Below are 20403 nucleotides of genomic sequence, written 5' to 3'. Positions count from 1 at the left end.
CTCGGGGAGAACGCGTCGAGGGGCCCCGGGGCCGTATCGGCTCCGGGGCCCCGAAGGGGAACAACACCATCTACCGGCCTGGGCCGGTCCTGTTGCTTCCGCGCTGTCCCTGGGGAGGGTCGTGCGGGGATCGCGTATGCGTGACCGGAAACCACCGTCCTTGCGTTGGGGTCTGCGGTGTCCGCCCGGGCGAGTGTTCACGGGCCGGGCGATCCTGATGGCGCTTGTGCCCTCCGTTCATCCTCTGTACTGAACTGTCACTTTCGTACTGCTGGTACTGCTGGTACTGCACTCACTGAACTGCGTCCTACCGGTACCGCTGGTGGCGGCCCCTGATACCTGCGGGCCGCCCGGTCCGGAAGCCAGCTCCGTCGCCGTCCTGCACCTGCCTGGCTTCGGAACTCCACTGCCGGACCGACCTGCGAACTTCTGTCCAACAATCCCGGCCAGTTCGTGTCTGGCCGGTATCGCCGACTGCTGTCTACGAGAGAAACGTTAGACCCACCTACGAGCAATGTCTACTCCGGCGCACACAGATTTTGCGACGCTCTCGGGTGAGGTAGTCTCCCGCTGCGCGGCGGCGGCAACCCCCCGAGCCGCCGCCGCGCGCGGCCTTGGCCGCTGGGGCCACTCTTTCTCAACAAGCGGAGCCGCCCCCGTATGGGCAACGGCTGCACCACGTGGAAGCTGTTGCGGAAGGCGGCGTCCGACTGGACCGTCATCGACCTGCCTGCCATCGCGGACAGCTCCGACGATGCCCTCGGCCGCAAGGTCGGCGAGTCGCTGTAGCTGGCCCGGTACGGCTGCACGGCGTCGGTCGGTATCTGGCGCGCCGTCGGCGAGCGGCTGTGGTGGTTGTTGTTCATGTAGAAGCCGCGCCCCGTCGAGGGGTGGGGTGTGGCGGCGGGCGTGGATCGACACGGCCCGGATCGTCCCCGTCGAGTTCTCGGGCCGAGGGCATCACGTCGGGCACTACCCGGAGCTGGAAGGACAGATGATGACCTGGGTCACCGGGATGGACAGCCCCGACAGGATGGACGCCGCGGTGCACGGCCTGACCGAGCTGGCCGACGCCGGGCAGCTCGACGCACTCGCGCAGGGCATGGACGACAACCGCCTGTCCGAACGCCGCTGACCAACCCGGATGGGAATGGGGTGCGGGGGTGCAGCCCCAGGGCCGCACCCCAGACTGTCAACGCCGAGGTCGAGACCCTGCTCGCCGCCCGGAGGAACGGCGACTTCGCGATGGTGGCCGCTGCCCTGCAGTCGTCGGTGCTGCGGGAGCTGGACCAGCAGCAGAAGGGGCTCGGCAACCTCAACCTCGCCTATGCCTTCGCCGCGCTGCTGGCCCAGGAGACCCCCCAGAGGAGTGCGACGTCTCGGCGTGCCGGACCTGCGCCGGTTGGTGCGGGCGGCGACCGACGAGACCCTTCACGCCCGACTGGAGATCGCCGACGAGATCGGGACGCTGTTCGGCATCGCGGATGCCAAGGCCGACGACGCCCGGTTCATCGCCGCCGTGCCGCTCGCGCAGGAGTTCGTGAAGCTCTGCCGCCTTCAGCCTGAGGCCACCGCCGAGTTCGTGCGGCAGGCCTCCCGCCGGTCCGCCGTGATGGTCGACGAGGTGTGGGCTGTGCGGTACGAGGCGTGCGCCACGGTGCGCGGCCACTGCCTGTAAGCGGCGGTCCGGCCGCGCCGGGTCCTACCCGAACGCTACCGAGACGCTGCCCCGCAGCAATTCGACGACGGGCGGTGCTGGGCCCCTTGTCCTGGCTGAGCGGGGACTTCGTCGCGGCGTGGAGGATTTCTTCTCAGAAGTGCCTTGTCGATTGTGCGTGCTGGGAGCGTGAAGAACTCCCATCATCGCATGTCACAAGGCACTTCCTCGTTTCTGAGGGAACTATCCACGGGCATCAGGCCGGTGGATCCGGGTTCAGTGGACCGTCACGCTCGGCCCTTCGACAAGGGGGTCCAGGGTCGTGTAGTTGTCACTATCATCCCACGGTTGAACTTTCGCGGTAATCCTGGGCGAACCGTTGGGATTGTTTAGGGTCGGAGTGTAGAGTTGATAATCACCTGGACCATGAAGGGAGAGTGTGTTGACCTTTACTTCACCGGCCCGGGTGTTAAATTCCGCTTTATGATAGCCGGGCTCCTTTTTTATGCGACTACCCTTTTTCCTGAGTGAGAGGCCATCGCGTCCCATGACGCACTCCACGTTGTCCCCCCACCCTTCGGGCGTATAGTACCAAAGGGCTTTCCCGAAAGGACTTCGATAGTGCCCGCATCCGCGGATCCTGAGGACCGGGGTAACCTCTTTTTCGGGGGTGACTTGCAGGCAGGACTGTAGCCATGCTTGAACCCAATTATCGCGGTAATGGGTCCGTGTCAGTTCATTGCACTTTGTCCTGTTTCGCGCCCTGGGGACGTACTTGTCTTCTTCTCCGATGGTCGTTTCGGCGAGTGTGTCCAGGGTTTTCTCTTGCGTCCATGGGTCGTTATAGTATTCGCCATGGGGCAAGCATGCCGTGACGATATTTTCTGCCCCTCGGAGGGCGGAGGTCTTTCCGCCTCGCACATTCGGGCCCTTTCCCTCGTACGCCCAGGCGCCCTGTTCGGTAATTCCGAATACGACGCCGTCGCACAGGCCAATCTGGGGCTTAAATTTGTTTCTGGTATTGAGGTAGACCGCCGGCTCGTCGTCTATGTTGGAGCGGAAGGTTGTGTACCTGGGGTACCCATCGGCCCCATGTGGCGCCTCGTCTCCCGAGTTCAGCGACCGCAGGAAAGCTGACCCGCTTGCCATATCATGGCATTGAAAATCGCAATTCTCGGCAAGTTCCTTTGCGTAGCCAACCAGGATATTATGGTCCCCCAGGAATGCTCCGATTGCACGGACGGCTTCGGATGCTCCAACTCCCACGTCGGCCACGATTGTTCCATGGTGGGGGCTTCCCATGGATACGAAGTGTTTCACTTTTTCTGCTCCGCCCAAATTCTTGATATAGGCGCGTGCTACGAGACCTCCCATCGAGTGGGCCACAATATCGACCTTGCCGTCCGGTGACGTCTTTGCGATCTCGTTGACTTCCCTGGCGAAGTCTGCGGCGATGTGGTCGATTCCAGGATTGGGAGGATTGGTCTGGCCGGGCTTTGTCATCTTGCTGTAATCGTAGACGTGCAGTTCGCTTTCTTTGTATCCCTGCGTTTCGGCGTATCCTTTCATCCCGTTCCAGACCGAACCTTCGGAGTGCCAGCCATGGACGAAGATGATGGGCCGGTGTGGGCCGCTGGCGTATGCGCTCCGCTGGGCCTGATTCGGGGCGGCAGGCGCTGGTAGTGCGCTAGCGGGTGCGGCCGTCGCCATCGAAAGGCAAAGGGCGCCGGCTGCCACCGCGGTCCACGCGGGGCTCGGCCGCCTCCTCTGCTGGACGGTGATATTGTTCAGGCTGGCCGGCAGGAGCCGGGCCTTCAGTTCACTGTGGATCATGTTCAGCAACCTTTCGCTGTAGCTCGGGTCGGAACTTTCACCGTGCACACTGAAGATGCCAACACGCGACCGCCCCGACAGTGGCCGCGCATAATGAAGCACGCTTCATGAAACTCTCTTTCCTTCATTGATGTAGGCCAGCTTCCAAATACTCCTCAATGTGGACGAAAATTCCTCACATGCGGAATGGTGTCGCGCATGATGGTGCGGCCAAACAGCGATCATCAGGCCGAGATCCTCTTTCGCAACGTGCCCTCGGCGGTAGGGCGGGACGTCTGGCGCACTACCTGGACGCCGCCGCAACGCTGTCCCGCAGCACCTCGATGGCGGGCGTCCACGTGTTCACCCCGTCCAGGGCGTGTAGCCAGTGGCTTGTGGGGTTGGTGGACAGCTGCTGAGGCCGGTCGCTTCCGGGGGTGCCGTAGGCGAGGGCGGCGACCGTGCGCAGGTCGACCTGGGATCCGCGTGCGCGGGTGGCGTCGTGGACCAGCCGGGACATCGCCTGCCGGCCGGAGCGGCTGAGTTCCCGCATCGTGGCCCGCACGGTGGTCTCGTGGATGCCGCCGCGTCGGGTGAGGTTGCCGAGGACCGTGCCGATGCTGGGGCCGCCCACACGGTGGGCCTGCCGGTCGGGTGCGGTGACGGTGAGTGCGGCGTGGACGGCGAGGACGACGGCGAGGGCGTTCTCCTCGGTGAGGACCTGATCGCGGTGTTCGCTAAGTGGAACATAAATGCACCATCCTGGATCTGGCAAGGCGAGATCAGCCGAGTGCGGCAGGATGGAACGGTCAACACGGTCCCCGCGCGAGAGGGAAGCGAGTGCCGCGCACGCAGCAGTCGGCCGCCGGATTCGTGGCGTCCGGGACCTGGCCGGACGTCGAACTCGCCGAGGACGCCCCGCCCGAGGCCGTCGTCGGACTCGCCTTCGTACTGCGGCTCCGCGACGCGATGACCGGGCGGTCGTGGTCGGCGCGGGAACTCGGCCGCCAGGCTGGTGTCACGCACACCACGATCAACCGCCTCCTGGCCGGCGAGGTGCTGCCCGACGTGGCGACCATCGTCCGCCTGGAGATCGCCCTGCGGATCGACCTGTACCCGGCCGGGCTGTGGGCCGAGATCGCGGCGAACACTCCGGTGGTCGAGCCCGGGTCCTCAGGAGAAGCTGCCGGGTGAGGCGGACCGACGGCATACCGGCGGCCGGACGCGATCGGGCCCGGCACCGCGCGGTGCCGGGCCCGATGGGACGTGGTTCGTTTACCAGGTGATGAGGGCGTAGCCGGGGCCGCCGTTGGCGGTGGAGGCAGCGGCGGCACCGGCCGCGCCGGCGGAGCCTGCCTGGTTTTCCGGGGCTGGGGTCGGGTCCGCCGCCGTGGCCGCCGGTGCCGCCCGTTCCTCCGCTTCCGCCGGCGCCGCCCACCCCTACGCCGGGGGGCAGCGTGATCATTTCTGTGCCCGGTACGCCGCCTGCTCCTGCGTTCCCGCCCGCTGCGCCGCTACTGCCCGGGCCGCCGTCGCCGACGCGGCCCGCGATGCCGGTGCCGCCGGCGGTTGCGGCGAAGCTGTTCGCTCCGGCCGCGCCGGCCTGGCCCGCCAGGCCGCCTTCCGCCGCGAGTTCCTCTCCTCCGATGCACTCGACGTCCCCGCCGCCGTCTCCGCCGCCACCCGGCGTTCCGCCGGTGACACCGGTGCCACCGAGGCCGCCCACCCCGCCCCTCGACCCGCCCGCGCGCTCGCCGCGTCCGCCCCCGCTGCCGCCCGCTCCGGGCGAGGCGCTCCCCCCGAAGTTGCCTTCACTGGCAGACACGAAAATGTTCTGGCCGTTGAAAATCTGCGTTTCGGTGTAGTACGTGCCGAGGATGCTGCCGCTGGTGCCGTTTTGGCCTGCGCTTCCCGCTTTGCCTGGGGTCAGCAGGGCGTCCGCCCGGCCTCCTGCGCCATCGGCTCCGCCCTGGCCGTTGTTTGCGCCGACCAGATTGCTCTGCCCGATGCCTACCGTGAACAGCGTGCCCGCGGTCACCGGCACCGTGCACGCGACGAAGGATCCGCCGCCACCACCGCCGCCGCCACCACCAGCCCCGCCCGCGCCGCCGCCACCGCCGCCACCGGCGGCAGGGCCGAGTACATAGCTGCCGCCGCCGCCTCCGCCGCCACCACCACCGCCTCCGGCGCCCAGGCCACCGGCCCCGCCCGCGCCGAGTGCGTAGATCGTCAGTTCGGTGACACCGGCGGGGACCGTGAAGGTGCCGTTCTGGGTGAATGCCTGGCTCCCGGTCACCTTTGGTGCGGTGGGCCGCGATGCCTCCCGACCGCCGGAAGCGGGTGCGGCACCGGCCGCCGGGGCGGTGACGGCCAGAGTGAGGGCGGCGGCGCCGAGCACCCTGGGGATTACGTGTGCCCGGCCCGGGGCCGGGACATGAACGGGTGCCATCAGGATGAGGTCTCCTTCATTGTGCGGGGCCGCGACGGCGGCGCCTGGCGGGCACGTTGGGACAGCCGGCCACAATCACAGTCATCCGCACACGTCCCAATGCGCGGTCATCCTGACCCGCCTGCCACCGCCGTGCGCCTTCGACGCGCACCCGGCCCGAGGAAACCGCCTGGCCGGGTGTACCGGACGGGAATGGGAAACGTTTCAGGCAGGCCGCGGCCGTAGACGTAACCGGTGCGGTAGCCGTGCCGACCGAGGTCCTTGAGGGCCGTGAGGACTCTGGAGGCGGGGGCGAGGCCGGGCTGGTGGACGGCGAAGGCCAGGACGAGGGCGGGCGGACCTGGGGTGCTGTGATCGTTGTCGGGTGGCCTTTTACCCGATGAGGGTGCACCTGGCCTTCTTCCTCGCCATTCCACCGCGCCGGGGCCAGTGTCGGCGGGGTCGCGGCGGCTGCACCAGGCGGCCTCGGAGTCGGTGGCGGGGTGCATGGGACGGACGTTCTCCCTGCTGCCGGGCGCGCCGAACAACCCGCCGATTGGCCGGGCGATCTTCACCACGGACGCCTCGAACACGCTCGACCAGGAAAGTGACCTGAGCCGCAACGTGTGGGAGTTCGGGTTCGCACGCGCCAGTCTCGGGGCGCTCGCGCCGGGCAATGCCAACCTGTTCTTCGCAGCCCCGCATCCCTCTGGCTGCCCAGCGTCTGATCAACAAGCTGAAGGCCTGGCGAGGTATCGCCACGCGATATGACAAGATCCCCGCGAACTACCTCGCGGGCCTCCACCTCTGCGGCTCGATGATCTGGATCAAGGGCCTCATCCGAGCCGTCGCTTGATCACGATCCAATACGCCCTGGACCATCAGGCGAGTCCAGGCCAGGGCGGACGGCGAGGGGCAGTGAGCTATCCCAGGTTATTGCAGCCACCGCATCGCGCCCGGTACGTCCGGGGCCACCGGTACGCCGTCCGGGGCCGGCGGACGCCGCACGGTGATCACGGGCAGGTGGAGTTCGCGTGCGGCGGTGAGTTTGGGTGCGGTCGGGGCGCCGCCGCTGTCCTTGGTGACCACGATGTCGATGCGGTGCTCGCGCAGGAGCGCCCGTTCGTCGTCGAGCGTGAACGGCCCCCGGTCCAGCAGGACTTCGAAGGACGGTGGCAACGGGAGCTCGGGCGGGTCGACCGACCGGGCGAGGAAGTGGACCCCGTCGAGGTGGGCGAAGGCCGCCGATCCTCACCTCTCCGGCGGGCGGCCGGGGTTGGGCGACCCGGCCGGCCAGCGAACTGGTGACCTGCGGGGACGGCGGCTCGGCGAGTGCGGCGGCCAGCGCCCGCCCCTCCGTCGTCCCGCCGAGGATCAGGACGTGCCGGGTCATGGGCTTCACGCCCCGCAGGGCTCGTGCGGGCGTTCGCGCTCCGCCGAGTAGAGGTGGCTGTCGCGGAACTGCTCGGCGGCCAGCGTCCGTCCGACCAGGATGACGGCGGTGCGCACCACGCCCGAGGCCTTGACCTGCCCGGCGATGTCGGCGAGGGTGCCGCGCAGCACCAGCTCGTCCGGCCGGCTGGCCATCGCGACGACGGCGGTCGGGCAGTCGGCGCCGTAGTGCGGGAGCAGCTGCTCGACGACGTCGTCCACGTATCCGGCGGCCAGGTGCAGTACCAGCAGGGCGCCGCTGCGGCCGAGGGTGGCCAGGTCCTCGCCCTCGGGCATCGGGGTGGCGCGCTTGGCGATCCGGGTGAGGATGACGGTCTGGCCGACGGTCGGGACGGTCAGCTCCCGCTTGAGTGCGGCCGCTGCGGCGGCGAAGGCGGGCACGCCGGGGACGATCTCGTACGGCACGCCGGCCGCGTCGAGGGACCGTCATCGACGCGAAGGAGCCGACGGCCGGCACCGTCGGCCGGACCTGCCAGGCCCTCGATCCGGGCGGGGCCAGCACCGTGGAAGTCGCGCGGATCACCAGGCTGGACGAAGTAGTTCTGTCCTGACCGGTCCAGGTGCGGTCTCGGTCTCTGATGGGGCCGGTTCACAGAGCGGTCCCACCGGACGTCGTCGTGGTGTCGGTTACCCGATGCTCTCCGCGACGTGGATGAGTTCCTCGCTGGTGAGTCGTGGGGGGCCGCCGGTGGTGACGACGAAGGTGTAGGTGCCGTCGGACCAAGTCAGCGAGTGGGGGTCGCCTTGGGAATCCGAGTGCGTGATGGTCGCGGGGCGGCCCTTGACGGTGGCGGCCTTGCCGGGTGGTGGTGTGCTGCTCCGGAGGGTCTGGCTGATGATCAGAGAGCCTGCTTCGGGACCGGTGCCCAGCCGGTAACCGACGGCCCAGGCCGGGGTGTCGGTCGGGATCGCTTCCAGGCCGGGCAGGAAGACCATCCTGCCCGCGGGGTAGGGGTAGTAGTTCTCCGGCAGGGACGCGGGCCGGAGAAGGTCGCGCTCGTCGAAGTGGACGGCGGGCTTGCCCGTGGCGTCGTTCAGGGTCCTGGTGCCGAGTGGTTTGTTCAGGTGGGTGGTGATCTGCGCGAAGCCGCCCGGGTCGCAGAACCCCGGACGGACCGTGTGCCGCAGGGAGACCTTCACCACGCCGGTGGACTCACGGGTCACGAGCTCCGGTCGGTCCTCGCAACCCCAGCCGATGTTGAGTGTCAGGGTTTGGCCGTCGGAACTGACCAGTAGCGGGTAGCCGGCCACGGCGCCTTCGTGGACCTTGCTCTCCGGGCCCCGGTTCATCCATGCATTGATTGCGAACCCGCTACCGAGAACGGCTATCGCAGCCACGGCGGTCAAGCGATTCCGTCGCCCGCGCTTCGACTTCTGACGGACGGTACTTGGCGTCACGGGCCCTCCCCGGCAGTCATGGCCATGCTTGCGGTAGGTCGCGCCTGCCGGATGCAAGCCCGGCAGGCGCGACCACTCCGGCCTTCACCAGAGGTACAGGAAGGTCCGGATGTCGTCGTAGCCGTCGAGGGCCCGTCCGTCCACGTCCGCCGGGTCGGCGGCGGCCCGCTGCGCCAGGGAGCGCGCCAGGTCGAGGGCTTCGTCGCTGAGGCGGCCGAAGCGGCGGGCGATGTGGCTCAGGCACAGGACGGTCAGCCCCAGCAGGGGACTGCCCGGTGCGGCCCGTGTGCCGGTCTGCACGCAGCAGTGTTCGGCGAAGTCGCGGTCGTCTCCGTGCAGGGCGATCCCGACCAGGGCCTCAGCCGTGTGGTCAGCTGCGGATCGGCCGTCCAGAGCCCCTTCCAGGGCTTCCGTCACCACCTCGCGAGCCGGCGCGGGCGGGTTCTCCAGGGTCCTGTGCATGCCGCGAGACTACGGCCTCCGCCACGGTAGCGTTGGCCAACAGCCAGTGGTGAGCGATGGGTTGGGCGAAGTGGCGCTGGAGTGCGAAGCCGGCGTGCGGTGGGCGTGCGCGCCGGGCCACGGTCGGGAACGGCCGTCGTGTCCGTCGAGGCTCCTAGGCTCGCGACCATGACCCCCACCACCAACCCCGCCGTGCAGCGGCATGTCCGTATCCAGGCGACCGGCCCGACCGCGCGTCTGGAGATCGACGGCCAGGGCCTCGCCGACCAGGTCCGCTCGTACGAGCTGCGGCACGCCGTCGGGCAGTTCCCCGAACTCCAGCTGCTGCTGCGTCCGACCGCCGACCCGGAGTGGGAGGGCGCCGCCCGCGTCGTGGTCGGCGAGGACCCGGACCCGGACCCGGGCCCGGCGGCCGTGGCGTTCCTGGCCGCCCTCGACCCCGTCGACCCCGTCGAGACCGTCGAGACCGCCGAGACCGAGCGGGCGCTCCTCGCCCGGCACGACCTCCTCGACGGCGGCGCGCACGAGTTCACGAGGGCGCTGCTCACCGAACTGGGCGAGTGGGCGCTCGGTGTGCGGCAGCCCGGTGAGTCCGGGGCGGTGGACGGCTGATGGCGTAGGTGACCAGCAACGCCGGGGTCCTGGCCGCGCAGCTGGAGTCGAGGGCCGCCGTCGCGGTGCCGGCGGCCACGGCGGTGGTGCGGCACCACGCGATGATCCTGGAGACCGCGATCGGCGCCGGCGCATCGGGCCGTCCTGGCCCGGGTGTTCAGAGCGGCGAGTACCGGAGGTCGTGGACCACGGAGGTCCACGCCACCGCCACCGGCGTGGAAGCGACCGTGGGCACCAGCCGCCCGCAGGCCGCGCGCCGTCGATGCGGACCATGTCCGCCAGCGCGTGGGTCGCCCTTGTCGCTCTTGGCCCCCGAGGTGCCGTACCTCTCCTTGAACCGGGCAGCCTGGCGGGGGTTGGCCGCGTGGACGCGGCAGCCGGCGGCGATCAGGGCCTGCACCCACGGGCCCCGGTCGGTCTCGATGCAGACCGTCACCTGCCCGGGCTCCAGGTCCTGGCCACCGTGGCGGGCGACGAGGCGTGCAGCTTCGCGATGCCCTCGGAGCCCTCCGGTAGTCGTGCGCTCGCCGGCTTCCGGCCCGTCTCGTTCTGCAACTCCACGTCGTGGTGGCCTTCGACCCAGTCACCGCCGATGAACAGCACTGGTCTTCTCCGGCTTCCCTGGGCGTTCTGTGTGTGCAGCCTGCGGAAGGCGTGGCTCGCGTTCTCATGGATCAAGTGCTCACGCCCAACCTGCTTGGCGGGCACGCGATCCCATCAGCAGTCAGGCCCCCCGACCGACCATAGGCGGCGTGGTCTGACCTCAGAGCTCACGATGGCTCCCAAGAAGGAAGTGCTCACCTGCTGGCGGCTACGGGCCGTAGTCTCTCCTACGGCCCGACGGGGCCCATGAGAAGGAACTGCTGCTTCCGGCGAAGGGGCTGGGCTCCTCCGAAGGACTGAGCTCGCCCGGGTGGCTGGGTGCAGTGAAGAAGCTGGGTTCCCCCGAGGGGCTGAGCTCGCCCGGAGGGCTGGGTGCGGCCGGGGAAGCGGGCGTGGCCGAGCGGCTGGGCGCGGCGGAGGGGCTGAGCTCGTCGGAGGGGCTGGGTGCGGCCGGGGAACCGGGCGTGGCGGAGGGGCTGAGCTCGTCCGAGCGGCTCGGGTACGGCTGAGGGGCCGGCTGTGGGCGAGCGCCGCTGGGTGCGGCGGAGAGGCTGAGCCCTTTCGAGGGGCTGGGCGTGGCGGAGGGACTGGGTGCGGCCGGGGAACCGGACTTGGCGGAGGGGCTGGGCGTGGCCGAGGCGCTCGACGTGGCGGAGGGACTGGCCGTGGCGGAGGGGCTCGGGCGGGGGTCGTGGGGGCAGAGCACGGCAGGGTCTTTGAACCCGTAGCTCAGGCCCCAGTCCCTGTCGCAGCCGCCCCAGTAGGTCCTCACCCAGCCGCAGTAGGGGCCGCCGTAGCTGAAGCAACGGGGCACCGAGTCCTCCGAGTCCTCCGAGTCCGGATTCGTGGAGGGAGACCAGGATGATTCGGCTTCGCTCTGCGAGGTGCCGAGGGCGTTGACCGCGCGGACCTGCGTGGCATCGGAACTCTGGGACGTCCCGCCCGTGAAGAGGACGGCCAGGCCAAAGGCTGAGGCGGAAGCCGCCACGATTGAAGCGGCGAGAACGCGGCGGGTGGAGCGCATGGCTGGTCCTCTTGGCTGCGTGGTCTGTGGCACGTGGGAATGCACTCCGGGCACGGGCACCGCCGCTGTGAGCGCCGGAGTTAAACATATGGTCGGAAGACCTTTTCATCGCCGACGAAGCGCCAGTCAGGCGGCCTTGCTCCGGTTTTTCACTCGAAGAGGCTCGCCTCGACCCACGTGCCGCGACCGCGCGCAGATCTTCGCCCACGGGGGCCTCGGCCGGGCCCGGTGATCGGCGGACGACCGGCGATCGACACGGTCAGCGCAGGGAGCGGACCGCCGGGCTCGTGGCGACCAGGCCGGCGCAGGCCAGGACGGCGCTGCCGCAGACCAGGAACAGCGTGGTCGTGCCGTAGGGGAGCAGGGTGCCGGCGATCACGTAGGAGAACGGGTCGAACGCCACCGTGGCCAGCACGACGAGGCTGAGTACCCGGCCCAGCAGTTGCTCGGGCACCCGCTCCTGCAGAGTGGCCACGACCATCACTCCGAGGAACCCGGATCCGAGGCCGATGAGCGAGACGACCGCCGTCGCGGCGACGACATGGGTGACGGCGGCGAGTCCGGCCATGCCTGCGCCGATCGCCGCGACACCGCCGACCACGGTCCGGCCGCGCCGGGCGGGCGGCCGCCACCCGGCCATCAGTGAGCCGGCCAGCGAGCCGGCACCGAAACCGGAGAGCACGACGCCCAGGGATCCCGCGCCGCCGAGGCGTTGATCGGCGAGCACCGCGCCGCCCACGAGCACGGGGCCCACGACCGCGATGTTGATCAGGGCGATGGCTGCCAGCATCCCTCGCACCAGCGGTTCGTGCCAGGCGTACCTCAAGCCCACGCCGAGGGCACGCGCACTGCTGAGCTGCTCGCCGTCGACGGTGGCCGGACCGGCGTCGTCCCCGGCACCTCCGCCGCGTCGCACCACGCGGATCAGCGTGCTGAGGACGACGGCGGCCAACGCGGCCATCGCCACGATCCCACCGAGCGTCGCGGCGAAGCCGACTGCGGCGATGCATCCGGCGGCCACCGCCGGGCCGACCAGATCGCCCCCCGACTCCGCGCCCTGCACCAGCCCGTTGACCCGGGCGAGCTTGTCGGTCGGCACGACGGCGGGTAGCAACGCCAGGGCCGCCGGGAAGTACGCGGCGTCGGCGGCGCCGAGCAGCCCGCCGAGCAGCGCGACCGTCGTCAACGACGGTGAGGTGAAGGTGACCAGGGCGCCGAGGGCGAGCAGGACGGCGACCCGGAGCCAGGCGGCACTGGCCACGACACGGGCGGGACCGAGGCGGTCGACCAGTACTCCCGCAGGAGGCAGGAGCACCGCTCGCGGCAGCGCCACGGCCACGAGCACCAACCCCGTGGCGATTCCGGGTTCCGACAGGTCGAGCACGAAGAGCGTGAGCCAGACGATGAACAGGGCGTCGACCACGGCCGCCAGCCCTTGACCCACGATCAGGCGGCGCAGGTGCGAATCGCCGAGCGGTTCGCGCGGAAGAGACTGGGCGGTCGGCTCCGTCGTCATCGGTGGCTCTCCGGGGCTCGGGTACGGGGCGTCAGCCATGGCGTGGCGGCGGCCCACCGGCGACGCCGGCGGGTCCGGCGCCGGGTGTCACTATGCGATGTGGGTGCCCCCGTCGACCGTCAGGGTGGTGCCGGTGATGTAGGACGCCGCGTCGGAGACGAGGAAGACCAGAGCCGCGGCGAGCTCCTCGGGCCGCCCGATGCGGCCTGAGAGCACCCGCGGCATCATCGCCTCCAGGTAACCCTCGGCGTAGCCGTCGGTCATCGCGGAGGTGAAGAGGCCCGGCGCGAGGGCGTTCACGCGAATGCCCTTGCCGGGGGTCCACTGCTGGGCGAGATCGCGGGTGAGCCCGAGGATCCCGGCCTTCGACGCCGAGTAGGCGGCCTGCGGCAGCCCGCCCGTGACCAGGGCGAGGATGCTCGAGACGTTGACGATGGAACTGCCGGGCAGCATCACCGCGCCCGCGGCCTGGGCCATCCAGTAGGAGCCGTTCAGATTGATGTCGATGACCTCGCGGAACTGCTCCGGGGTCTCCTCCGCCGCGGGTTGCTCACTGCTGATCCCGGCGTTGTTGACGAGAATGTCCACCCGCCCGAATGCCCGCACGGCCGCGTCGACCAGCCTGCGGCAGTCCTCCGGCTCGGCGACGTCGGTGCGCACGGCGACGGCCCGGCGGCCGAGCTTCTCGACGGCCGCGCGCACGGTCTCCAGCCGCTCGGTGCGCCGCGCCCCGAGCACGACGTCGGCGCCGGCCTCCGCCACCGCGGTGGCGAAGGCGACGCCCAGCCCGGAGGAGGCGCCGGTGACCACGGCGACGCGACCGTCGAGCCGGAAGCGATCGAGGACGCTCATGGCTGCCCGACCTCCTGGGGAGCCTCGTGGGGAAGGGTCGTCCCGGCGGAGGTCACCGGTGCTCGGCGACGTAGTTCACCGCGTCGCCGACGGTCCTCAACCCGGTGACCCGGTCGTCCGGGATCTTCACCTCGAACCTGTCCTCGACCGCCACGGCGATCTCCATCATGGCCAGGGAGTCGACGTCGAGGTCGTCGGTGAACGACGTCTCGGCGCTCACCTCGGCGGAGTCGATGCCGAGGACCTCTTCGACGATCTCGGCAATGGCGTTGAGGATGTCGGTGTTGTCCACCACGGGTTCCTTCCTCTGGGGATGGGGATGGGGTCGGCGTCGGTCATCGGTCGGTGGGGCGAGCCTCGGTGCGGCGAGCGTCGGTGGGGACGTCAGAGCCCGAGGCGTCGTCGGTAGGCGAGGAGGGTGTGCAGGAAGCCGTCCATCTGCTCCTCGGTGTGGCCCGCGTGCGGGAACAGGCGTAGGAGCGCCTGGTTGCGCGAGACGGCCGGGTAGGAGAAGACGGGTACGAGGTAGCCGTCCTCGACGAACCACTCCCGCATCTGCAGGGCGGCGGCGTCGCTTCCGATCGGCACCGAGAGCATGTACGACTCGGTCGGCGTCGTCGCCGTGCCGGCCTCGTGCATCTGTCGGCGAAGGCGGGCGGCATGTGCCAGGTAGTCGTCGACGATCCCCGGATCGCCGGCGAGGACGCCGATCGTGCGGTCGGCTGCGTAGGCGGTCGGCGGCTGGATGGCGGCGGTGAACATCGAGGTGCCGGAGAGCAGTTCGAAGGCGTCGATGGCCGCCGCCGGCCCGGCGATCGCGCCGCCTTCCAGACCGATGGCCTTCGACAGTGACACCATGACGAAGTCGGCCCGCTCCCGGATCGCGGCGGCCTCCCGGGCGTAGGGACGGTTCTCGGGTCCGTAGACCATGAAGCCGTTCGCGTCGTCGATCATGCTGACGGCGCCGTGACGGTCGCACTCGTCGAGGATCTCCACGATCGGTCCCATGGTGCCGTCGGCCGAATAGATGCTCTCGGCGATCACCACGGTCTTGTGGGTGCGGACCCGCTCCAGGACGCGGGCCAGGTCGGAGACGTCGTTGTGCCGGAACGCGTGGACGTTGCGGCCGTAGCCGAGCCCCTGGAGGCCCTTCCAGATGCTCCAGTGGACGTCGCGGTCGACGACGAACACGGTGTCGTGGTTGCGCACCTCGATCCCGGCGTCGAAGTGCGCGGAACTGCTCATGGCGTGGACGAACCCGATGTTGGCCAGGAGCCCCGTGGCGAAGCTGATGGCTCGCTCCTTGCCGGTGTGACGGGCGATCGTCTCCTCCAGCACCTGGTGCGGGCGGCAGATCCCCTGGGTCATCCTGGAGCCGCTGGTGCTCAGGCCGTGGGCGAGCGCCCCCTCCGCGAAATGACGCCGTACGGGGACGTGGCGCTCCAGGTCGAGGAAGCTGATGCTGGCGAAGTTCACCAGCTCGCGGCCGTTGCGGACGATGGTCGGCCCGACGGGACCGTCCACCACCGGCGGGCGGTAGGCCGTGTCGTGGGTGTTCGCCTCGACGAAGGCGGCGAAGGCCCACGGGGCCAGGCGGTCCGCGGACGGGCCGGCGGTGCGGGACGCGGTCATGGCGAGGTGTCTCCTCCACGATGGGCGCGGGGCGGTGAGGGCTCCAGGGCTGTGGCGAGGTGGCCGAGCGAGGCCGTCCCGGCCAGTTCGTCCGACGCGATCCCGGTGAAGCCGAACCGGTGGAGCAGCGCCAGCAGACGGGGGACGGCGACCAGGGTGACGCCGTGGTCGGCGAGGCAACGGTTCATGTCCACCGCGTCAGGGCTGTCGGAGGAGCCGTCCGGCGGATCGCCGGGTGCGACAGCGGCCACGGCGGCGGCCAGCGCCCGTTCGGCGCCCGTCGCGGGCGGGCGCGACGGGACCCGCGGCGTTCCCGCGCCGGTGGTGGCGGTGCGGGACCGGTCGGACCAGGGGCCGGCCGGGGACAGGACGTAGCGGCCCGGGGCCGCGATGCCGGGCACTTCGTCGAGGTGGTCCAGGACGTGGCGGTGCAAGTCGTCGGGGGTGGCACCGGGGGCGGTGCGAGCGCGTGCGACGAGGTGCGGTTCGCCTTCCCCCGCTGCGTCCCCGCTGGGCGCCACCGTCACGTCGAGCACTCCGGGGTGGCCGCGCAGCACGGCCTCGACCCTGGCCGGGCACACCCATCCCTGCGGGGAGCGCCACCAGCCGGAGGCGGCCGGTGCCGGCGGGCGCGCCGGAACCGGGCACTCGGCACCGTCGGCGAGCGCGCGCAGGAAGGCGCACAGACGGACGGGCAACGCCACGGCCTGCCCGGCGTCGAGCAGGTGGTCCCCGACGGTGACGTCGAGGGTGACGACCCCCGCGTCGAGGCCGAGGTCGACGTAGAGCGTGTCGCAGGGCTCGTCGGGCGTGCTGCGGATCCAGGTTGCGGACCCGTCCGGCGGAGCGTACTGCGCGGGGGCCAGGTACCCGGGGACCAGGTAGTCGCGCGGCCACGAGTAGCAGTTGTACTCGATGGTCGGTACGGTCACGACACCGCGGTGACGGTCCATCCGCGCCTGGGCGGCGACCAGTTCCGCGGGGCGCCACTGACCGTGCCGGTAGGCGGCGGAGGAGGCGGCGGCGACCGAGGCGACCACCTCGCCGAACGCCGCGCCCGGGCGGAGGTCGATCTGCACCGGAACCGTCAGGGCCCGGACGCCGACGCTGTTCCGCAGAGCGGCCCGGGCCCGGTTGGAGACCACCACCGACGCGAGGAAGCGGAGTTCGCCGGTGCGGGTGGTGACGTCGTGGGCCAGCGCCGCGAGCATCACGACCTCCGGGCTGACCCGATGACGTCGGGCCACGCGGGTGAGGTCGGCGTACGCGCCCGCCGAGCGGTGCTGGAGGCGGTGTCGCCCGGCGCCGTCGTCCGTCCCGCCGAACGGGGCCAGCACACCGGTCGGGTTGCCCGCGAGCCGCGTGAGCCACTCGCGCTCCGCCGCGCGGGCGCGTTCCACGGGCTGGGCGGCGACCGTGTCGAGGGGGTGCTGCACGCTTGCCTCCGCCGGTGCGCCGACGCCGCGCAGTTGGTCGTGCAACTGGTTGATCAGCACCGCCAGCCCCCACCCGTCGATCACGACGTGATGGGCGGCCAGCAGGACCGCACGCGGCCTCCCCGCCTCCAGCAGCACCCTGGCGCGCCAGGGCGGGTTCCGCTCGGGATCGATCGGACGGGCGGCCAGCGCGGCGGTGGCGGCGTCCAGGGTGTCGGCATCGACGGCGCGGACGTCGACGTGGTCGACCGGCAGCGGCGCCCAGTCCGCACGGTGGACGTGTTGGACCGGGCGGAGCGGGTCGACCGTGGTGCGCAGCGCCTCATGGCGGGCGGTGAGGGCCGCGAGTGCCGCGTGGACGTCGGCGACGGTGGCCGGGGGCGGGACGTGGCAGTGGTCGGCGAGGGGCGTCGGGTTCACCCGCCGTGGTGCGGGAACGGTGCGCTCGAACCAGTGCCACTGCTGGACCCAGGTCAGCGGCCCGCTGCGGGTGACGGTGGCGGCGCTCGGGGGCGGCTCCGGGAGGCGGTTCACGGCCGGGCCCTCACACGGCTCGGACCACGAGAGCGGCATTGTGGCCGCCGAAGCCGAACGAGTTGCTGAGAGCGATCCGCATCCGCTCGTGGTGCTGCGCCCGGTGCGGCACGAAGTTGATGTCCGGGTCGATCGGCTCGTCGCAGTTGATGGTCGGCGGCACGTCACCCGTGCGCAGGACCTGGATCGACGCCACCAGCTCGACCGCTCCGGCGGCACCGATCATGTGCCCGGTCATCGACTTGGTGGAGCTGACCGGGATCCGGGTGACACGGTCGCCCAGCACCGTGCGCAGGACGGCCGTCTCGGTGGCGTCGTTCAGCAGCGTTCCGGTGCCGTGCGCGTTGACGTAGTCCACGTCCGCCCCCGTGATGCCCGCGTCGCGCAGCGCCGCCTCGACGGCGAGGCACGCGCCGCGTCCCTGCGGGTGCGGGGCGGTCCAGTGATGAGCGTCGGAACTCGCTCCGTAGCCCGCGAGTTCGGCCAGAGCCGTGGCCCCTCGCCGGTCGGCCACCTCGGCGGCCTCCAACACCACCACGGCGGCCCCCTCGCTCATCACGAACCCGTCGCGGTGCGCGTCGAACGGTCGGCACGCCGCGGTCGGGTCGTCGTTGCGCGTGGACAGCGCGCGGGCGTTGCCGCTGCCCGCGAGGTCGACGGTGGTGACGCAGGCGTCGGCGCCGCCGACCAGGACGACGTCGGCCTCCCCGTTGCCGATCATGCGCATCCCCGCGCCCACCGCGTCCGCGCCGCTGGCGCACGCCGTGCTCTGGGCCCGGCTGGGCCCCTGCGTGCCGAGACGCATGCTGATCTCGCAGGCGGCGCTGTCCATGGCGGTGGTGACCTGGGTGAACGGGCTGATGCCCCGGGGCCCTTTGTCGCGCAGCGTGTTGGCGGCGCGGTAGATCGACCCGACCGGGCCGTAGCCACTGCCGATGATCACGGCGACCCGCGGCGCCAGGCGGTCGTCGACGACGAGTCCGGCGTGCTCGCACGCCTCCAGTGCCGCGGCGAGGGCGTACTGCGCGTACGGGTCGGCGCGGCGGCTGACCGTCGGCGGCATGTAGCGGCCGGGTGTGAAGCCGCGCACCTGGCCGCCGATCCGGACTCCGAGACCGGTCACGTCGATCGCGTCCACGGTGGCGACGCCGCTGCGGCCGGCGAGCATCGCCGCCCAGGTCTCACCGACAGTGTGGCCGAGCGGCGTCACCGCCCCGTACCCGGTGACCACCACCTGGCGCCGGGGTCGGCTGGGCCCGGCGTCGCCCCGCTCTCCTGCGTTCGTCACTGGGGAACCACCTCGGCGTCGCGGATGCAGGGGAGGATGTCGTCGGGTGCGACGGGCACCATGAGCACGGCTGTGCCTCCCCGGGAGCAGAACCGCCGCGCGGCGAGAATCTCAGCGGTCAGCGCGGCCTTGTCGCGCAGCACTCGACAGTGGATGTCCGGTCTGTCCACCACGGGCGGCGGTGCGCCCGGACGGGTGAAGGGGTGGCGTTCGGCGTCGAGACCGAGGCGGGCGCGTTGGGCGTCCAGCCAGCCGTAGCCGCCGTTGCACAGCACCACGTACAGCACGCCGCCGTGGGCCGGAGCGGTGACGGCGATGTCCGCGCGGGCCGCGAGGAACGCTCCGTCTCCGATGAACGCGGTGACCTCGTGGTCCGGGGCGGCCCGTTTGACCCCGATGGCCGCGGCCGCGCCGAAGCCCAGGGGGGTCTGCTCCGACGGCACGACGGACCCGCCACCGACGTGGAAGGGGAAGCCGTAGGACCACATGTCCTGCAGCCCGTTCTCCTGGACCAGCACGCGGGGCTCGCCGGCGGTGGCATCGAGCGCGGCGAGCAGTTCGGCGATGCGGATCCCCGGGAGTGTCGCCGCGCGGACCAGTTCCGCCTCCGCCTCAAGTGACATGGCCTTGCGGGCGACGGCGATCCTGGTCGCCCACACCTCGGTCGCGGCCGCGCGCTCGGCCTCGCCGTCCTCCTCCAGTGCCCGCGACCAGCCGAGCACGGCGTGCCGGGCGTCCCCGAGCACCCGCGGGCCCGAGAACTCGGCCGACAGGCCGCCCGGGTCCACGTTGACCTGCACCACCGCGACCGGGGGCCACGGTGTTCCGCCTTCGACGACCGTCTCCTCCAGCCGCCCGGCGAGCGAGACCACCAGGTCGCAGGACGACCACAGTTCGCGGGCGGGGGCCGCGGCGTAGAGGCCCGCCACGCCGCAGAACAGCGGGTGGTGCTCGTCGACGGCACCGCGGCCGGACGCGGTGGTGAAGAGTGCCGCGCCGAGGCGTTCGGCGAAGCGCTCGACCACGCCACCGCCGTTGCGGTGCCGCATTCCGCCGCCCACCAGCACCACCGGACGCCGGCTCTCGCGGATCGCCGCCAGGGCCGGCCCCGGCGTCACGGGAACGGATTCGAGGACCAGTGGTTCGGGCAGCGTCGGCCACGGCCCGGTGACGAGGACCTCCGCCGTGCGGACGTCATCGGGTACCTCCAGGTACACGGGCCCGGACGGCGGCCCCACAGCCCGGGTCAGCGCCGTCACCGCCGCGGGGACGACCCGGTCCGGGTGCCCCACCCGGTGCGCCCACCGCACGAGCGGTGCTGTCACGGCGACCTGGTCGAGTTCCTGGAATCCGCCGCTGCCCCGGCGGCGTTCGGGCACGCCGGCGGCGAGCACGAGGACGGGTGCACCGGACTCCCGCGCTTCGAGCAGCCCCGTGGCCGCGTGGGTGACAGCCGGGCCCTTGCCCAGTGCGCATACGGCGAGCCGGCCGGACTGCAGCGCGTAACCGGTCGCCATGTACATCGCGTTGCGCTGGTCACGGCACGGCACGAGGTCCAGTCCGGCGGCGTCGAGGGCGCGGAGCAACTCCAGATCGTCGCCGGGCAGCCCGAAGCAGGTGTCCACCCCGTTCGCCACCAGCAGGTCGACGATTGCGGACCACGCGTCGGCGTACCGTTTGTTCACCTGGTTCACCTG

The 20403-nt window shown here is 71.0% G+C and carries 21 protein-coding genes and 2 pseudogenes; 7 read left to right on the top strand and 16 right to left on the bottom strand.

From position 1 onward, the window contains the following. Window positions 1-660 precede the first annotated feature (660 nt). The 3 genes from AB0O19_RS18975 to AB0O19_RS18965 all read left to right on the top strand — a co-directional run bounded on the left by AB0O19_RS18975 (window position 661) and on the right by AB0O19_RS18965 (window position 1678). The gene (locus AB0O19_RS18975; RefSeq protein WP_363620810.1) at window positions 661-789 is read left to right on the top strand and encodes a hypothetical protein; all 129 of its coding nucleotides are present in this window, start codon (window positions 661-663) and stop codon (window positions 787-789) included. A gap of 208 nt (window positions 790-997) precedes the next feature. After that, a complete protein-coding gene (locus AB0O19_RS18970) occupies window positions 998-1135 on the top strand; it encodes a hypothetical protein (protein WP_363620808.1) in 138 nt (45 codons plus the stop codon). Window positions 1136-1384: 249 nt separating this feature from the next. Next, window positions 1385-1678, top strand: a complete 294-nt coding sequence (locus AB0O19_RS18965; protein WP_363620806.1) for a hypothetical protein — start codon at window positions 1385-1387, stop codon at window positions 1676-1678. 255 nt (window positions 1679-1933) lie between these two features. Here AB0O19_RS18965 and AB0O19_RS18960 read toward each other — a convergent pair whose 3' ends face one another. Further along, window positions 1934-3367, bottom strand: coding sequence for an alpha/beta fold hydrolase (locus AB0O19_RS18960; protein WP_363620826.1), 1434 nt, complete (start codon window positions 3365-3367; stop codon window positions 1934-1936). Window positions 3368-3773: 406 nt separating this feature from the next. Then, window positions 3774-4244, bottom strand: a complete 471-nt coding sequence (locus tag AB0O19_RS18955; protein ID WP_363620804.1) for a hypothetical protein — start codon at window positions 4242-4244, stop codon at window positions 3774-3776. 65 nt (window positions 4245-4309) lie between these two features. Here AB0O19_RS18955 and AB0O19_RS18950 point away from each other — a divergent pair, with 65 nt between their 5' ends. Further along, complete coding sequence (locus AB0O19_RS18950; RefSeq protein ID WP_363620802.1) at window positions 4310-4663, top strand: helix-turn-helix transcriptional regulator; 354 nt, start codon at window positions 4310-4312, stop codon at window positions 4661-4663. A gap of 840 nt (window positions 4664-5503) precedes the next feature. On the opposite strand, the gene AB0O19_RS18945 is transcribed toward AB0O19_RS18950, so the two are convergent. Next, window positions 5504-5668 carry a hypothetical protein gene (locus AB0O19_RS18945; protein WP_363620800.1) on the bottom strand — a complete coding sequence of 55 codons (165 nt, stop codon included), beginning with the start codon at window positions 5666-5668 and terminating at the stop codon, window positions 5504-5506. Window positions 5669-6404: 736 nt separating this feature from the next. On the opposite strand from AB0O19_RS18945, the gene AB0O19_RS18940 reads away from it, so the two are divergent. After that, window positions 6405-6668, top strand: coding sequence for a hypothetical protein (locus AB0O19_RS18940; RefSeq protein ID WP_363620827.1), 264 nt, complete (start codon window positions 6405-6407; stop codon window positions 6666-6668). A 162-nt stretch (window positions 6669-6830) separates the two neighbouring features. On the opposite strand, the pseudogene AB0O19_RS18935 reads toward AB0O19_RS18940, so the two are convergent. The 4 genes and pseudogenes from AB0O19_RS18935 to AB0O19_RS18920 form a co-directional block, all read right to left on the bottom strand. After that, window positions 6831-7290 (bottom strand): annotated as a pseudogene (locus tag AB0O19_RS18935) (precorrin-6A/cobalt-precorrin-6A reductase). Between the two features lie 5 nt (window positions 7291-7295). Continuing rightward, a pseudogene (locus AB0O19_RS18930) lies at window positions 7296-7769 on the bottom strand (SAM-dependent methyltransferase); the annotation flags it as partial. 207 nt (window positions 7770-7976) lie between these two features. Continuing rightward, a complete protein-coding gene (locus tag AB0O19_RS18925) occupies window positions 7977-8639 on the bottom strand; it encodes a hypothetical protein (protein ID WP_363620798.1) in 663 nt (220 codons plus the stop codon). Between the two features lie 192 nt (window positions 8640-8831). Beyond that, the gene (locus AB0O19_RS18920) at window positions 8832-9209 is read right to left on the bottom strand and encodes a hypothetical protein (protein ID WP_363620796.1); all 378 of its coding nucleotides are present in this window, start codon (window positions 9207-9209) and stop codon (window positions 8832-8834) included. Between the two features lie 168 nt (window positions 9210-9377). On the opposite strand from AB0O19_RS18920, the gene AB0O19_RS18915 reads away from it, so the two are divergent. Further along, window positions 9378-9821, top strand: coding sequence for a hypothetical protein (locus tag AB0O19_RS18915; RefSeq protein WP_363620794.1), 444 nt, complete (start codon window positions 9378-9380; stop codon window positions 9819-9821). A 157-nt stretch (window positions 9822-9978) separates the two neighbouring features. Here AB0O19_RS18915 and AB0O19_RS18910 read toward each other — a convergent pair whose 3' ends face one another. Both AB0O19_RS18910 and AB0O19_RS18905 read right to left on the bottom strand, forming a co-directional pair. After that, window positions 9979-10257, bottom strand: coding sequence for a hypothetical protein (locus tag AB0O19_RS18910; protein WP_363620792.1), 279 nt, complete (start codon window positions 10255-10257; stop codon window positions 9979-9981). Continuing rightward, entirely contained in the window at window positions 10254-10529 is a 276-nt protein-coding gene (locus tag AB0O19_RS18905; protein ID WP_363620790.1) for a hypothetical protein, read from the bottom strand. The genes AB0O19_RS18910 and AB0O19_RS18905 overlap by 4 nt, the downstream gene beginning before the upstream one ends. Window positions 10530-10747: 218 nt before the next feature. Between AB0O19_RS18905 and AB0O19_RS18900 the strand changes: the two genes are divergently transcribed. Then, window positions 10748-10933 (top strand): hypothetical protein, encoded by a 186-nt coding sequence (locus AB0O19_RS18900; RefSeq protein ID WP_363620788.1) that lies wholly within the window; start codon window positions 10748-10750, stop codon window positions 10931-10933. 774 nt (window positions 10934-11707) lie between these two features. Here the strand turns inward: AB0O19_RS18900 and AB0O19_RS18895 are convergent. The 7 genes from AB0O19_RS18895 to AB0O19_RS18865 form a co-directional block, all read right to left on the bottom strand. Beyond that, the gene (locus AB0O19_RS18895; RefSeq protein WP_363620786.1) at window positions 11708-12964 is read right to left on the bottom strand and encodes an MFS transporter; all 1257 of its coding nucleotides are present in this window, start codon (window positions 12962-12964) and stop codon (window positions 11708-11710) included. Between the two features lie 90 nt (window positions 12965-13054). Then, window positions 13055-13816, bottom strand: coding sequence for a glucose 1-dehydrogenase (locus AB0O19_RS18890; protein ID WP_363589296.1), 762 nt, complete (start codon window positions 13814-13816; stop codon window positions 13055-13057). A 52-nt stretch (window positions 13817-13868) separates the two neighbouring features. Beyond that, window positions 13869-14111 (bottom strand): acyl carrier protein, encoded by a 243-nt coding sequence (locus AB0O19_RS18885; protein WP_350879353.1) that lies wholly within the window; start codon window positions 14109-14111, stop codon window positions 13869-13871. Between the two features lie 89 nt (window positions 14112-14200). Beyond that, window positions 14201-15448, bottom strand: a complete 1248-nt coding sequence (locus AB0O19_RS18880; RefSeq protein ID WP_363620784.1) for an aminotransferase class I/II-fold pyridoxal phosphate-dependent enzyme — start codon at window positions 15446-15448, stop codon at window positions 14201-14203. Continuing rightward, window positions 15445-17418 carry a condensation domain-containing protein gene (locus tag AB0O19_RS18875; RefSeq protein WP_363620782.1) on the bottom strand — a complete coding sequence of 658 codons (1974 nt, stop codon included), beginning with the start codon at window positions 17416-17418 and terminating at the stop codon, window positions 15445-15447. Before AB0O19_RS18875 ends, AB0O19_RS18880 begins: the two co-directional genes overlap by 4 nt. 10 nt (window positions 17419-17428) lie before the next feature. Continuing rightward, the gene (gene fabF, locus AB0O19_RS18870; RefSeq protein WP_363620781.1) at window positions 17429-18706 is read right to left on the bottom strand and encodes a beta-ketoacyl-ACP synthase II; all 1278 of its coding nucleotides are present in this window, start codon (window positions 18704-18706) and stop codon (window positions 17429-17431) included. Next, window positions 18703-20400 carry a thiamine pyrophosphate-binding protein gene (locus tag AB0O19_RS18865; protein WP_363620779.1) on the bottom strand — a complete coding sequence of 566 codons (1698 nt, stop codon included), beginning with the start codon at window positions 20398-20400 and terminating at the stop codon, window positions 18703-18705. Before AB0O19_RS18865 ends, fabF begins: the two co-directional genes overlap by 4 nt. Window positions 20401-20403: the final 3 nt, after the last annotated feature.

The sequence above is a fragment of the Kitasatospora sp. NPDC091276 genome (genome assembly GCF_040684355.1).
In the GTDB taxonomy this organism is placed as follows: Bacteria; Actinomycetota; Actinomycetes; order Streptomycetales; family Streptomycetaceae; genus Kitasatospora.
This window is presented reverse-complemented; position numbering and strand designations above follow the sequence as displayed.

What these genes read in the sequence shown, in the direction of transcription:
- AB0O19_RS18890 (WP_363589296.1), bottom strand. Translation starts at nt 13,816, where the DNA reads ATGAGCGTCCTCGATCGCTTCCGGCTCGACGGTCGCGTCGCCGTGGTC.
- AB0O19_RS18895 (WP_363620786.1), bottom strand. Translation starts at nt 12,964, where the DNA reads ATGACGACGGAGCCGACCGCCCAGTCTCTTCCGCGCGAACCGCTCGGC.
- AB0O19_RS18940 (WP_363620827.1), top strand. Translation starts at nt 6,405, where the DNA reads ATGGGACGGACGTTCTCCCTGCTGCCGGGCGCGCCGAACAACCCGCCG.
- AB0O19_RS18880 (WP_363620784.1), bottom strand. Translation starts at nt 15,448, where the DNA reads ATGACCGCGTCCCGCACCGCCGGCCCGTCCGCGGACCGCCTGGCCCCG.
- AB0O19_RS18960 (WP_363620826.1), bottom strand. Translation starts at nt 3,367, where the DNA reads ATGGCGACGGCCGCACCCGCTAGCGCACTACCAGCGCCTGCCGCCCCG.
- AB0O19_RS18970 (WP_363620808.1), top strand. Translation starts at nt 998, where the DNA reads ATGACCTGGGTCACCGGGATGGACAGCCCCGACAGGATGGACGCCGCG.
- AB0O19_RS18975 (WP_363620810.1), top strand. Translation starts at nt 661, where the DNA reads ATGGGCAACGGCTGCACCACGTGGAAGCTGTTGCGGAAGGCGGCGTCC.
- AB0O19_RS18920 (WP_363620796.1), bottom strand. Translation starts at nt 9,209, where the DNA reads ATGCACAGGACCCTGGAGAACCCGCCCGCGCCGGCTCGCGAGGTGGTG.
- AB0O19_RS18915 (WP_363620794.1), top strand. Translation starts at nt 9,378, where the DNA reads ATGACCCCCACCACCAACCCCGCCGTGCAGCGGCATGTCCGTATCCAG.
- AB0O19_RS18925 (WP_363620798.1), bottom strand. Translation starts at nt 8,639, where the DNA reads ATGAACCGGGGCCCGGAGAGCAAGGTCCACGAAGGCGCCGTGGCCGGC.